The organism is Bradyrhizobium sp. 18BD, from assembly GCF_054185225.1.
Map to the genome: position 1 here is coordinate 113,683 of NZ_JAVAYL010000012.1, position 12,803 is coordinate 126,485.

Here is a 12,803-nt window from a genome sequence, read left to right on the forward strand (position 1 = left end):
CGGGCGCGCGCTCTTGCGCGTTGTGACGGGCCGGAGCACTCTGCGTTCGCGGTACGAAGAATGCCGCCAATAAAGACGTGCCTATAAAATTTTGGCGAGGAAGCATCCATGGCGGTGACGCGGATCGACTGCGACATCCACCCGGCGGTCGGCGGCACGCGCACGACGCTGCTTCCCTATCTCAGCGATCACTGGAAGGAGCAGGTGGTCAGCCGCGCCATCGACGGCCTCGACCTCACCTCCTATCCGCCGAGCATGCCGCTGACCGGCCGCGCCGACTGGCGGCCGGCCAATGGCGCCAAGCCGGGCTCCGATCTCGCGATGGTGCAGAAGGGCGCGTTCGACCAATTGGGCGCGAGCCACGCGATCCTCAACGTGCTCTATGGCGCCCAGGCCGTGTTCGATTCCTACATGGCGGCCGATTTCTGCAAGGCGATCAACGACTGGATCGCCGCCGAATGGCTGTCGCGTGACCGGCGCCTGCGCGCCTCGATCGTGGTGCCGATGCAGGCGCCTGATCTGGCGATCGAGGAAATCGAGCGCCGCGCCGGCGACAATCGTTTCGTCTCTATCCTGGTGCTGGCGCAGGGCGAGACGCTGCTGGGACGCCGGCATTTCTGGCCGGTCTACCAGCTCGCGGAAAAGTACAAGGTGCCACTCGCCATCCATGCCGGCACGCAATATCGGCAGGCGCCGAGCTCGGCCGGCTGGCCCTCGCACCGCTACGAATATTACTTCGTCGAGGCTCAGGCGTTTCAGGCGCAGATCCTGAGCCTGATCTATGAGGGCGTGTTCGGCAAATACCCCGATCTCAAGGTCGTGCTGATGGAATCCGGCGTGAGCTGGCTGCCGGCCTTCATGTGGCGCGCCAACAAGACATGGCGCGGCGTCCGCGTCGAGGTGCCCTGGGTCGAGCGCGAGCCGGCCGCGATCATCCGCGACAATTTCCGCGTGACCATGCAGCCGTTCGATGCGCCCGGCGATGCCAAAAGCGTCGAGGAGATCATCGATCAGATCGGCTCCGAAAAGATGTTCCTGTTCGCGTCCGACTATCCGCACTGGCAGTTCGACGGCGATGATCCGATCCCGCCACATCTGCCGAAGAGCATTATCGAGAAGATGTGCGTCGACAATCCGCTGGAGACGTTTCCGCGGTTGTCTCTCTCCAATTAATTCCAGGAGGTTCGAATGAGTGAAGTCATCGACCGTCCGCTGCGTGACGACGAGAAGCCTGCCGCATCACGGCTGCGGATCGTCGATTGCGACGTGCATCCGAGCCTGCACTCCTTCGACGACCTCAACGAGTTCCTGCCGAAACGCTGGCAGCAGCATCTGAAGGAATACGGCAGCCATCTGCGCACGCCCTACCTCTTCACCACGCCCTATCCGCGCTCCTCGCCGCTGATCGCGCGGCGCGATGCCTGGCCGCCGACGGGTGGGCCGCCCGGCTCCGATCTCGCCTTCATGCAGAAGCAGCATCTCGATCCGCTCGACGTCGAGTTCGGCATCCTGCAGGTGCTCGATCTCTTCATCTTCTCGCAGCAGAACCTCGAATTCGGCGCTGCGATCCAGCGCGCCATCAACGATTGGCAGCTGGCATTCTGGTCGCACCGCGATCCGCGCCTGAAGGCCTCGATCCTGGTCGGGCAGGACGGGGTGGACCTTGCGATTGCCGAGATCGAGCGCTGCGCCAAAATCGGCGAATACATCCAGATCAACGTCTCGCCGCGCGCCAACGAGCCGCTCGGCCGGCGCCGCTACTGGCCGATCTACGAGCGCGCGCAGGAATTGGACCTGCCGCTCGGCATCCATGTCGGCGGCTATGGCGGCCACGCGCCGACCGGCGGCGGCTGGCCGTCTTATTATGTCGAGGAGCACCAGTCGAACGCGCACACCATCGCGGCGCAGCTCGCCAGCCTCGTCATCGAGGGTGTGCCGGAGCGGTTTCCAAAGCTGAAGATCGTCTTCATCGAGGGCGGCTTCGGCTGGATCCCTTCGGCGGTGTGGCGAATGGACCAGCATTTCGAGCGGTTCCGCAGCGAGGTGCCGCATCTCAAGCGCAAGCCGTCCGAATATGTCCGTGAGCATTTCTGGTTCACGACCCAGCCGATCGACGAGCCGGACGAGGCGCGGCATCTGCGCGCGCTGATCGAATGGGTCGGGATCGACCGCCTGTTGTTCTCGTCGGACTATCCGCACTGGGATTTCGACGACCCGCGCTTTGCCTTCAAGACGCCGCTGACCGAGGCCGAGCGGAAGAAGATTTTCAGCACCAATGCCCGCGCGGTCTACAAGTTCTGATCAACATGGCCCGTCACATCGTCGCGACCACCTCGGAGATCCCGCCCGGCGGCAACAAGGTCGTCGATGTCGCCGGCCGCGATATCGTCGTGTTCCACGTCAATGGCGAGTTCTTCGCGCTGTTGAACCGCTGCCCGCACGAGGGCGCGCCGTTGGAGAAAGCGGCGTGCGTGGCGCGGCTGACCTCGCCCGAGCCGGGCGTCTACGAGCGGTCACGCGTCGGTGAGATGCTGCGCTGTCCCTGGCATGGCTGGGAATTCGATATGCGCAACGGGCAGTCCTGGTTCGATCCGAAACGCGTCAAGATCCGGTCATATCCCGTCGCGGTGGAGCGCGGCGACGAGCTCCAGAAGGGCCCGTATGTTGCCGAGACGTTTCCGGTCCATGTCGAAGACAGTTATGTGATTGTCGAGGTCTGAACCGGCATTGCCGATTGAGATTCCAACGCAGGTGCGATATGGCTCTCGCGCTTTCCAGAGGCGGAGATGAGCTTTGTCGAAACAATCCCTGCGTGAGGAGGCCGAGCGCCTGATCCGCGAATCGATGGAAAAGAAGACCATCGTCGTCAAGCAGGGCACGACCCGCATCGAGGCCGTCTGCGGCAAGTGCGGCGCGCCCAACCGGGTGCAGGCGGAAAAAGGCCAGAGCCGGGTCAAGTTCTCCTGCAAGAATTGCGGGCACCAGCAAGAGACGCTGTAGCCGGCTTAACCTCTCCCCGCTCTTGTGCGGGGAGAGGTCGGATTGCGAAGCAATCCGGGTGAGGGGCATGGCACTGGCGAGCCGCGATGAAAGTCGCGCCGATTCCGCGGCGGCCTACTACGAAATCCCTTCAATAATTGAGATCCCAGTTTGCCGAGGCAGCCCCTCACCCACCCTCTCCCCGTAAGAACGGGGCGAGGGAGTGAGGGAGCGGTGCACACTTACTTCCCCTCCACAAACTTCCTGAACGCATCCGCATAGTCCGGGTGCCAGCGCGACAGCGGCGGGCGGTTCTCGACGATGTCGCCGGCGGCCCACAGCATGCGCTTCTCGTCGAGCGCGCGCGGCACGTCGTTGTCCGGGCACAGAATGTAGAAATCGCCGGCCGCGAGCCGCTTCAGCATGAAATCCACCGTTTGCTCCGGCGTCCAGGCGCCGGCGGGCTTTTCGGTGCGGCCCTTCGCGGTCAGCCCGGTGAAGACGAAGCCGGGGATCAGCAGGTGCGCGGTGATATGGCAATCCTTGGTGTTGCGCAGCTCATGCTGGAGCGCTTCCGTGAACGCCTTCACGCCGGCCTTGGAGACGTTGTAGGCGGGATCGCCCGGCGGCGTGGTGATGCCCTGCTTCGAGCCGGTGTTGATGATGAGACCGGCCCTGCCGCGCGCGATCATCTGGGGTGCGAAGATGCGCGAACCGTTGATGATGCCCCACATGTTGACGGCGATGATGCGCTGCCAATGGTCGGGCTCGCCGAACAGGGTGCTGCCGGGCTGGATGCCGGCATTGTTCATGAGCAGGTCGGTCCCGCCGAAATGCGCGCCCACCGCGCGTTCCAGTTCCCTGACGCTTTCCGCCTTGCCGACGTCGACCGCGAAAGTCATCACATGTGTGGCAGGAGTAACGGATGACAGTTTTGTTGCGGCCTCTGCCAGCCGAGCCTCATCGACATCGGCGATGCACACTTTCATGCCGGCACGCGCGAAGGCCTCGGCGGCCGCGAGCCCGATGCCGGAGGCGCCACCGGTGATCACGGCGACATTGTCTTTGACGATGGCTGGGTGTGGCATGGCTCGTCTCCGGGCAGGGGGCTTGGTCGAGCTATAACATGGCGCTCGCGCGACCCTGCACAAGTCGGCATGGGAGGTCTTCGTTCCGCGCCGCCTTTACGCCCCTCCGGCAGCGCTGTATTCTCCTCAACCTAACGATCCCGCCCAGATCGAACCCAATCAATCACCTGACAGGGAGTGAAGCCATGGCTGTGTCGCAGGCTATTCCGATCACGCGTCATCCGTTCGCCAACGGGTCCTACAAGCAGATGCTGATCGACGGGAAGTGGGTTGATGCCGCTTCCGGCAAGCGCTTCGAAACCCACAACCCCGCCACCGGCGAGCTGCTCGCAACCGTCGCCGAGGGCGACAAGGAGGATATCGATCGTGCGGTCGCCGCCGCCCGCCGTGCCTTCGAGGGCCCCTGGAGCAAGGTCAAGCCGTTCGAGCGCCAGAACCTGCTGCTCAAGCTTGCCGACCTCGTCGAGAAGAACTTTGACGAATTGTCGCAGCTTGACACGCTCGACATGGGCGCGCCGCTCAGCCGCACCCGCGCCTATCGCCTCCGCGCCGTCGGCATGCTGCGCTATTACGCCGGCCAGACCACCGCGATCCACGGCGAGACCATCGAGAACTCGCTGCCCGGCGAGATATTCTCCTACACGCTGAAAGAGCCGATCGGCGTCGTCGGCGCCATCATTCCCTGGAACGGCCCGCTCACCGCGACGATCTGGAAGATCGGCCCGGCGATTGCGACCGGCTGCACCGTGGTGCTCAAGCCCGCCGAAGAGGCGCCGCTGACCTCGCTGCGCATCGCCGAGCTCGCGATGGAAGTCGGTATTCCGCCCGGCGTCATCAACGTCGTGCCCGGCTATGGCGAGACCGCGGGCGCCGCGCTCGCCTCGCATCATGACGTCGACAAGGTCGCCTTCACCGGCTCGCATGTCACGGGCCAGTCGATCATCCGCGCGTCCGCCGGCAACCTCAAGCGCGTCTCCCTCGAACTCGGCGGCAAGTCACCGGACATCGTGTTCGCCGACGCGGATCTCGATGCTGCCGTTCCTGGTGCAGCGATGGCGGTGTTCGCCAATTCGGGCCAGATCTGCAGCGCCGGCACGCGCCTGTTCGTCGAGCAGTCGATCTACGAAGAGTTCGTCGGCCGCGTCGCCGAGTTCGGCAAGAAGCTGCAGGTCGGCAACGGTCTCGATCCCAACGTGCAGATCGGGCCGCTGGTCTCCGAGCAGCAGCTTGAGCGCGTCACCGGCTATCTCGATATCGGCCAGAAGGAAGGCGCGCGCGCGCTCGCCGGCGGCGGCCGCGTCACTGAAGGCGCGCTGTCGAAGGGCTTCTTCGTCTCGCCGACCGTGTTCGCGGGCGTGCAGGACAACATGCGCATCGCGCAGGAGGAGATCTTCGGTCCCGTCATCTCCGCGATCGCGTTCAAGGACATGGACGAACTGGTCAAGCGCGCCAACAACACCACGTTCGGTCTCGGCTCGGGCCTGTGGACGCGCGACGTCACCAAGGCGCATGCGGTCGCGAAATCGCTGCGCGCCGGCTCGGTGTGGGTGAACTGCTACCAGGCGATGGATCCGGCCGTGCCGTTCGGCGGCTACAAGATGAGCGGCTACGGCCGCGAGTCCGGCAAGCAGCACGTCGAGGAATATCTCAACGTGAAGTCCGTTTGGATCAAGACGGCGTAAGGCCTGTTCTCTGCCGCGTTCCGCGCGAGGGAATATCTGCTTTTGTGAGGGGCGGCGCCTTTTCCGGCGGCCGCCCCTCGCTATATGATCGGCATCCTTTCAGTGACATCCGGGGTCCCCATGAAATTCGAGGCGTTGTTTAGGCCGCTCCAGGTCGGTCCGTACAAGCTCGCGCATCGCGTCGCGATGGCGCCGTTGACGCGCATGCGCGCCGAGCGCGAGAGCTTTTCGCCGCGCCCGCTCAACGCCGAATATTACGGCCAGCGTGCGACGCAAGGTGGCCTGCTGATCGCCGAAGCCTCGCCGGTGCTCTCGCACGGCCGCGGCAATCCGGCGACACCAGGCATCTATTCGGAGGCGCAGATCGCCGGCTGGCGCAAGGTGGTCGATGCCGTGCACGCCAAGGGTGGCATCATCTTCCTCCAGCTCTGGCATGTCGGCCGCGTCTCGCATTCGTCCTATCATGGCGGTGAGCTGCCGGTGTCGGCCTCGGCGATTCCGATCAAGGCGGAAGGCATGAAGGCGATGACCGCCGACGGCAAGATTTCGGACTATGAGACGCCGCGCGCGCTGGAGACCGACGAGGTCAAGGGCATCGTCGAAGCTTTCCGGCAGGGCGCCAAGAACGCGCTTGCCGCGGGCTTCGACGGCGTCGAGATCCACGGCGCCAACGGCTATCTGCTCGAGCAGTTTTTGCAGTCGCGCAGCAACCAGCGCATCGACCAATATGGCGGCTCGATCGAGAACCGCGCGCGGCTGCTGCTCGAGGTCACGCAGGCCGCAATCGACGTCTGGGGCGCCAATCGCGTCGGCGTCCGGCTGTCGCCGCACGGCATCGCCAATGATTCCGGTGAGCCCGATCCGATGCCGCTCTACACCCATGTGGTGAAGGCGCTCGACAAGCTCGGCCTTGCCTATCTGCACTTCATCGAGCCGCGCTCCAGCGGCGCGGGCCGGGCCGATGTTCATTGGGAGAACGTGCCCTCGGCGATGGTGCTGTTCCGCCCGCTCTACAGCGGCGTGCTGATGACCGCCGGCGGGTTCACCGGCGAGAGCGCCAATGCGGCGATTGCAGACGGCCACGCCGACATCATCGCCTTCGGCCGCATCTTCATCTCCAACCCCGATTTGCCGCGCCGGCTGGAGCACGATTATCCGATCACGCCGTATAACCGCGCGACGTTCTACGGCGGCGAGGAGAAGGGGTACACGGATTATCCTGTCTATGACGAGCTGACGCCGGCGTAGGTATTCCTCGTAGCCCGGATGAGCGAAGCGATATCCGGGACTTTCGCTTGAGCGGTAGATTTCCCGGATGTCGCTTCGCTCATCCGGGCTACGAGACTATTGTTTAGGCTCCGACCGCACCACAAACTCCGTCATTGCGAGCGCAGCGAAGCAATCCAGGATCGTTCCGCGGAGACAGTCTGGATTGCTTCCGCCTTCGCCAAAGGCTTCGGCGGGCAAGTCGCTGCGCTCGCAATGACGACGGAGAGACTTCCATGGCCAAAGCCGCAGTCGCCGCAGGAACCGCCACCGGCCAATGCCTCTGCGGCAAGGTCACCTTCGAGATCGACGTTCCCGCCCGCTGGGCCTGGCATGACCATTCCGCCGCCAGCCGCCGGGCCCATGGCGCGGCTTACGCGACCTATGTCGGCAGCTGGAAGAAACGCTTTCGCATCATCTCAGGGAAAACCGCGCTGAGCCGCTTTGAAGACAAGGCCACCAGGACCGCGCGCAGCTTCTGCTCGCATTGCGGTACGCCGATCGCCTATGAGCGCCCGCGCGGTCCCCACATGGTCAACATCCCCCGCGCCTTGTTCAAGGAACGCACCGGCCGCCAGCCGCTCTATCACATCGCGATCGAGGAGCTGCAGGAATGGGCCTATACCGGCGAGCCGCTGGTGCCGCTGAAGGGTTTTCCCGGCGTGGTCTGGCAGCGCTCGAAAAAGAAGAAGCGTGCGGGCGGTGAAGATCCATTCGAGCTCGGGCGGGAGGAGATGTAGCGCCTCTCCCACGCAACGCAGCCATGACCGCACTTCCTTGCGCGCATCACGCGACTTCGGCCATCATGTTCCCCGTCCTTGCGGCAACGTCCGCTCTCGGAGGAAACATGAAGAACAAGATCACCGGCCGTTCCGCCTTTCTCGCGCTGCTCAAGGACGAGGGCATCACGCATCTGTTCGGCAACCCCGGGACCACCGAGCTGCCGATCATGCATGCGCTGAAGGACCATCCTGATCTCACCTATGTGATGGCGATGCAGGAGAGCCTGGTGGTGGCGATCGCGGATGGCTATAGCCGCGCCTCCGGCAAGCTCGTCGCCTGCAACGTCCATGTCGCGCCCGGCCTCGGCAATGCGATGGGCTCGCTCTACAACGCCCAGTTCACGGGCACGCCGATGATCCTGACCGCGGGCCAGCAGGAGCAGGGCCATGGCCTGATGGAGCCGGTGCTGTACGGTCCGCTGGTACGCATGGCCGAGCCGCTGGTGAAATGGGCGGTCGAGGTGACGCGGCTGGAAGACCTGCCGCGCATCGTGCGCCGCGCCGCCAAGGTCGCGATGACGCCGCCCACGGGGCCGGTGTTCATCTCGCTGCCGGGCGATATCCTCAACAGCGAAGCCGGCATCGATCTCGGCCGCTCCACCCGCATCGACGCACGCACAAAGCCGTCGGATGAAGCGCTGAAAGCTTTTGCCACGCGCCTGCTCAAGGCCGAGCGTCCCGTCATCGTCACCATGGACGAGGTGGTCAAGAGCGATGCGCTGAAGGAAGCCGCCGAACTCGCCGAACTGCTCGGCGCGGCCGCCTACCAATCCTCGACGCCCTATGGTTCGCACTTCGTGTCTGAGAGCCCGAGCTTCGTCGGCACGCTGGCACGCGTGCAGAAGGTCGCGCGCGATACGCTCGCGCCTTACGACCTGCTGATCGCGCTTGGCGGCGATCCCCTGCGGATGTCCGTCTACAGCGAGGTCGATGCGCTGCCGGATGGACTCGGCGTCGTGCAGATCGGTCTCGTCGACTGGGAGATCGCCAAAAATTACGGCGCGGAGATCGCGCTCAAGGCCGACCTCAAGGAAACGCTGCGTGCGCTGATTCCGGTGCTCAAGGAGATGGGCGGCGCCGCACTGGCGAGCCGCGCAAAACAGCGCCTCGCCGAACTGGCGCCAAAGAACTGGAGCGCGCGTCGCGCCGCTTTGGTCGAGCAGATCGGCAAGAGCGCGGGACGTGCGCCGATCGATCCCGATTATCTCGTGCTGCAAATGGTCGAGGCGATGCCCGATCATGCGATCCTCGTCGACGAAGGTCTCACGTCGAGCCGCCAGATCACGGCGCTGCGGCCGCATCGCGACCGCTATGGCTATCACGGCCTTGCCTCCGGCGGCATCGGCTGGGGCCTTCCGGCCTCGGTCGGCGCCAGCATCGCCAATCCGGATCGCCCCGTCGTGTGCTTCTCCGGCGACGGCAGCGCAATGTATTCGATCCAGTCGCTGTGGACGGCCGCGCATCACAAGCTGCCGCTCAACATCGTCATCGCCAACAATGGCGGCTATCGCATCATCAAGCAGCGCCTGCTCGCTTTCCATGGCGACGACAATTACGTCGGCATGGACTTCGCCGATCCGCCCGTGGATTTCGCCGGCGTGGCGAAAGCCCTCGGCTGCGAGGCGATCAGGATCAGCGATCCCCGCGAATTGAAGGCGACGCTGGCATCAGCGTTCAATCGGCCCGGGACGAAGCTGATCGAGGTGATGGTGGACGGGAAGGTGTAGCCACAGGGAAGATGCGGCGACAGCGTTCTTCGACTCATCACCGTCACCCTGAGGTGCCGGAGCGAAGCGGAGGCCTCGAAGGGCGACGGCCCGGCTGCATCGCGGCCGTTCATCCTTCGAGGAGCGCGAAGGGCGCGCACCTCAGGGTGACGGAACTTACAGCGCGTGACGGCTACTACCCCTTCTTCCCCACCCGATACCCCGCCGCCGGATGTGGCGCGTCGAGCCGGGCGCGGCCGTCGCCGAACAGTTTTTCGCGCAGCGTGCCTTTCGCATATTCGGACTTGTACCGTCCGCGCTTGGTCAGCTCCGGCACCAGCATGTCGGCGATGTCCTCGAAATCGCCGGGCGAGATCGCAAATGCGACGTTGAGGCCGTCGACGTCGGTCTTCTCGAACCAGTCCTCGATCTTGTCGGCGACGCTTTCGGGTGTGCCGACCACGACCGGGCCGGCGCCGCCGATGCCGACATGCTCGATGACGTCGCGCACGGTCCAGACGCGATCGGGGTCGCCGCGGGTGACGTTGTCGAGCGCGCTGCGGCCGGCATCGTTCTGGACGTGGCGAACCTGCTGGTCGAGCTCGTAGCCGGAGAAGTCGATGCCGGTCCAGCCCGACATCAGGGCCAGCGCGCCTTCCGGATTGATGTGCGAGCGGTAGTCGGCATATTTCGCAGCCGCTTCGGCTTCGGTGTTGCCGAGGATGATCGTCATCATGTTGAACATCAGGATCTCGGCCGGATCGCGGCCGAGCGCGGCGGCCTCCTGGCGGATCGCCGAGACGCGCGGCGCGATGATCTTGGCCGACGGTCCCGACATGAACACGCATTCGGCGTGCTTGGCCGCGAACCGCCGGCCGCGCGGCGAGGTGCCGGCCTGGTAGAGCACCGGCGTGCGCTGCGGCGACGGCTCGCTGAGGTGAATGGTGTTGTTGATGCGGTAGTTCGCGCTCTCGTGGTTGACGCGATGCACCTTGCTGGGATCGGTGAAGATGCCGCGCTTGCGATCGCGCAGCACCGCGTCGTCCTCCCAGCTTCCTTCCCAGAGCTTGTAGACCACCTCCATATATTCGTCGGCGATGTCGTAGCGGTCATCGTGCCCGGTCTGCTTGTCCTTGCCGGCCCCGCGCGCGGCACTGTCGAGATAACCGGTGACGACGTTCCAGCCGATCCGTCCCTCAGTGAGATGGTCGAGCGTCGACATCCGCCGTGCGAACGGGTAGGGCGGCTCGAAGGAGAGATTGCTGGTGACGCCGAAGCCGAGATTTTTAGTCACCGCGGCCATGGCCGAGAGCAGCAGCAGCGGCTCGTTCGACGGCGTCTGTGCTGCATTGCGCAAGGCCGCGTCAGGGCTGTTGCCATAGACGTCGTAGACCCCGAGCACGTCGGCCAGGAACAATCCGTCGAAGCGGCCGCGTTCCAGCGTCTTGGCGAGATCGATCCAATAGGGCAGGCGGTTATATTCGGCGGTGCGGTCGCGCGGATGGGTCCACAGGCCCGGTGACTGGTGTGCGACGCAGTTCATCGCAAAGGCATTGAGCCTGATTTGTTTGGCCATGATCGTCCCCCGGCGCTCTGTACTGAGCGCTCTTCGAATGATAGATGTGCGCCCCAACTTGGCGAAGTTCTTGCATATAGCGCGACCTTGGCAAGGCCAAAATCGGCAGCAGTCCCGCCTTTGGCAAGCCAATCTCAATAGAGCAAGAACGAAATCCCAAGAGCGAAGCAAGAGCTAACCAAGAACTATCCAAGTCCCCGCCACTTTCGACGGCCAGCGTAGCCCGCTAGGTTCGCCCGCGTCGAAACCTTGAAAACGAAAGCAATGACCAGAGCCGACGCCATCGCCCGCGCCCGGGACGACTTCAAATCCGGTGCGTTCCTCGCTGAACTCGACCGCCGCGTCGCCTACAAGACCGAGAGCCAGAATCCGTCACGCGGCGCCGAGCTGCGTGCCTATCTGGAACAGGAGATGATCCCCTCCTTCGCCGCGCTCGACTTCACCAGCCGGATCGTCGAATCCCCCAGCGGCAAGGCGCCGTTCCTGTTCGCCGAGCATCACGAGAGCGCCTCCGCGCCGACCGTGCTGGTCTATGGCCACGGCGACGTCGTCGACGGCATGGAGGGCGAGTGGCGCGATGGCCGCGATCCCTGGCGCACCACGGTCGCGGGCACGCGCCTCTATGGCCGCGGCACCGCCGACAACAAGGGCCAGCACAGCATCAACATGGCCGCGCTCCGCGCGGTGCGCGAGGTCCGCGGCGGCAAGCTCGGCTTCAACGCCAAATTCATCGTGGAGATGGGTGAGGAGATCGGCTCGCCCGATCTCGGCAAGGTCTGCGACCTCAACCGCGAGGCGCTGAAGGCCGATCTGTTCATGGCGTCCGACGGGCCGCGTTTGTCTGCCGACCGGCCGACGCTGTTTCTGGGCTGCCGCGGCGGCATCCGCATTCATCTCGATGTCAACTTGCGCGATGGCGGCCACCATTCCGGCAATTGGGGCGGCGTGCTCTCCAACCCCGCGACCATCCTGGTCAACGCGATCTCGACGCTGGTCGACGGCCACGGCCGTCTCCAGCTCGACGCCCTGAAGCCGCCGCGGCTCACCAACCAGATCCGCAGCTATCTTGCGGACGTGCAGGTGGTCCCGACTGCGGACGAGCCGGCGCTTGCCGAGAACTGGGGCGAAGACGGTCTCTCCGCGGCGGAGCGGCTCTATGCCTGGAACACGCTCGAAGTGCTGGCGATGTCGTCGGGCAATATCGAGAAGCCGGCGAACGCCATTCCCGGCCACGCCAATGCCGTGCTGCAACTGCGTTTCGTGGTCGGCACCAAGGTCGATGGCCTGATCGACGCCGTCCGCGCCCATCTGGTCGCGAAGGGTTTTCCGATGGTCGAGGTGCGGGCGGCGCAGAGCTTTGCCGCCTCGCGCACCGATTTCGACAGCCCCTGGATCACATGGGCGGCGGATTCAGTGAAGGAGACCACCGGCAAGCCGCCGGCGGTGCTGCCGAACTTCGGCGGCTCGCTGCCCAACGACGTGTTTTCCGAGATTTTGGGCCTGCCGACGATCTGGGTCCCGCACTCCTATCCCGGCTGCTCCCAGCATGCGCCCAATGAGCACATCCTGCTGCCATTGACCGAAGAGGCCTTGACGGTGATGGCCGGGCTGTTCTGGGATCTCGGGGAATTGCCAAAGCCACTGACCTGAGCCCGTTAACCTGAGCCGTCATCCCGCCGAAAGTCACATTCTAATCCGGTCTGATTTGTGCTTGCATCCGGCCG

At 64.6% G+C, this 12,803-nt stretch carries 11 protein-coding genes; 9 read left to right on the plus strand and 2 right to left on the minus strand.

Annotated features, from left to right (window positions below; translation table 11 throughout):
• Positions 1 to 108 precede the first annotated feature (108 nt).
• From RAD16_RS22200 to RAD16_RS22215, 4 genes are all read left to right on the plus strand, one after another.
• The gene (locus tag RAD16_RS22200; protein ID WP_458159988.1) at positions 109 to 1,173 is read left to right on the plus strand and encodes an amidohydrolase family protein; all 1,065 of its coding nucleotides are present in this window, start codon (positions 109 to 111) and stop codon (positions 1,171 to 1,173) included.
• 15 nt (positions 1,174 to 1,188) lie between these two features.
• The gene (locus tag RAD16_RS22205) at positions 1,189 to 2,301 is read left to right on the plus strand and encodes an amidohydrolase family protein (protein WP_458159989.1); all 1,113 of its coding nucleotides are present in this window, start codon (positions 1,189 to 1,191) and stop codon (positions 2,299 to 2,301) included.
• Positions 2,302 to 2,306: 5 nt separating this feature from the next.
• Entirely contained in the window at positions 2,307 to 2,720 is a 414-nt protein-coding gene (locus RAD16_RS22210; RefSeq protein WP_008145193.1) for a Rieske (2Fe-2S) protein, read from the plus strand.
• Between the two features lie 73 nt (positions 2,721 to 2,793).
• On the plus strand, positions 2,794 to 3,000 hold the full coding sequence (locus RAD16_RS22215; RefSeq protein ID WP_326897493.1) for a hypothetical protein: 207 nt from the start codon (positions 2,794 to 2,796) through the stop codon (positions 2,998 to 3,000).
• 221 nt (positions 3,001 to 3,221) lie between these two features.
• On the opposite strand, the gene RAD16_RS22220 is transcribed toward RAD16_RS22215, so the two are convergent.
• Entirely contained in the window at positions 3,222 to 4,067 is an 846-nt protein-coding gene (locus tag RAD16_RS22220) for an SDR family NAD(P)-dependent oxidoreductase (protein ID WP_458159990.1), read from the minus strand.
• Positions 4,068 to 4,252: 185 nt separating this feature from the next.
• Here RAD16_RS22220 and RAD16_RS22225 point away from each other — a divergent pair, with 185 nt between their 5' ends.
• The 4 genes from RAD16_RS22225 to RAD16_RS22240 all read left to right on the plus strand — a co-directional run bounded on the left by RAD16_RS22225 (position 4,253) and on the right by RAD16_RS22240 (position 9,524).
• A complete protein-coding gene (locus RAD16_RS22225; protein WP_458159991.1) occupies positions 4,253 to 5,749 on the plus strand; it encodes an aldehyde dehydrogenase family protein in 1,497 nt (498 codons plus the stop codon).
• Positions 5,750 to 5,869: 120 nt separating this feature from the next.
• Positions 5,870 to 6,997: an alkene reductase gene (locus RAD16_RS22230; protein WP_458159992.1), complete on the plus strand. Its 1,128-nt coding sequence runs from the start codon at positions 5,870 to 5,872 to the stop codon at positions 6,995 to 6,997.
• Positions 6,998 to 7,251: 254 nt separating this feature from the next.
• Positions 7,252 to 7,755, plus strand: a complete 504-nt coding sequence (locus RAD16_RS22235) for a GFA family protein (protein WP_458159993.1) — start codon at positions 7,252 to 7,254, stop codon at positions 7,753 to 7,755.
• 107 nt (positions 7,756 to 7,862) lie between these two features.
• Positions 7,863 to 9,524, plus strand: coding sequence for a thiamine pyrophosphate-binding protein (locus RAD16_RS22240; RefSeq protein WP_458159994.1), 1,662 nt, complete (start codon positions 7,863 to 7,865; stop codon positions 9,522 to 9,524).
• 175 nt (positions 9,525 to 9,699) lie between these two features.
• Here the strand turns inward: RAD16_RS22240 and RAD16_RS22245 are convergent, their stop codons facing one another.
• On the minus strand, positions 9,700 to 11,079 hold the full coding sequence (locus RAD16_RS22245) for an LLM class flavin-dependent oxidoreductase (RefSeq protein ID WP_458159995.1): 1,380 nt from the start codon (positions 11,077 to 11,079) through the stop codon (positions 9,700 to 9,702).
• 264 nt (positions 11,080 to 11,343) lie between these two features.
• On the opposite strand from RAD16_RS22245, the gene RAD16_RS22250 reads away from it, so the two are divergent.
• A complete protein-coding gene (locus tag RAD16_RS22250) occupies positions 11,344 to 12,729 on the plus strand; it encodes a M20 family metallopeptidase (protein WP_458159996.1) in 1,386 nt (461 codons plus the stop codon).
• The last annotated feature ends 74 nt before the right edge of the window (positions 12,730 to 12,803 follow it).

Excerpts from the sequence above, each read along its gene's own strand:
- RAD16_RS22200 (WP_458159988.1), top strand. The coding sequence starts at position 109 with ATGGCGGTGACGCGGATCGACTGCGACATCCACCCGGCGGTCGGCGGC.
- RAD16_RS22225 (WP_458159991.1), top strand. The coding sequence starts at position 4,253 with ATGGCTGTGTCGCAGGCTATTCCGATCACGCGTCATCCGTTCGCCAAC.
- RAD16_RS22245 (WP_458159995.1), bottom strand. The coding sequence starts at position 11,079 with ATGGCCAAACAAATCAGGCTCAATGCCTTTGCGATGAACTGCGTCGCA.
- RAD16_RS22220 (WP_458159990.1), bottom strand. The coding sequence starts at position 4,067 with ATGCCACACCCAGCCATCGTCAAAGACAATGTCGCCGTGATCACCGGT.
- RAD16_RS22230 (WP_458159992.1), top strand. The coding sequence starts at position 5,870 with ATGAAATTCGAGGCGTTGTTTAGGCCGCTCCAGGTCGGTCCGTACAAG.
- RAD16_RS22250 (WP_458159996.1), top strand. The coding sequence starts at position 11,344 with ATGACCAGAGCCGACGCCATCGCCCGCGCCCGGGACGACTTCAAATCC.
- RAD16_RS22235 (WP_458159993.1), top strand. The coding sequence starts at position 7,252 with ATGGCCAAAGCCGCAGTCGCCGCAGGAACCGCCACCGGCCAATGCCTC.
- RAD16_RS22210 (WP_008145193.1), top strand. The coding sequence starts at position 2,307 with ATGGCCCGTCACATCGTCGCGACCACCTCGGAGATCCCGCCCGGCGGC.
- RAD16_RS22205 (WP_458159989.1), top strand. The coding sequence starts at position 1,189 with ATGAGTGAAGTCATCGACCGTCCGCTGCGTGACGACGAGAAGCCTGCC.
- RAD16_RS22240 (WP_458159994.1), top strand. The coding sequence starts at position 7,863 with ATGAAGAACAAGATCACCGGCCGTTCCGCCTTTCTCGCGCTGCTCAAG.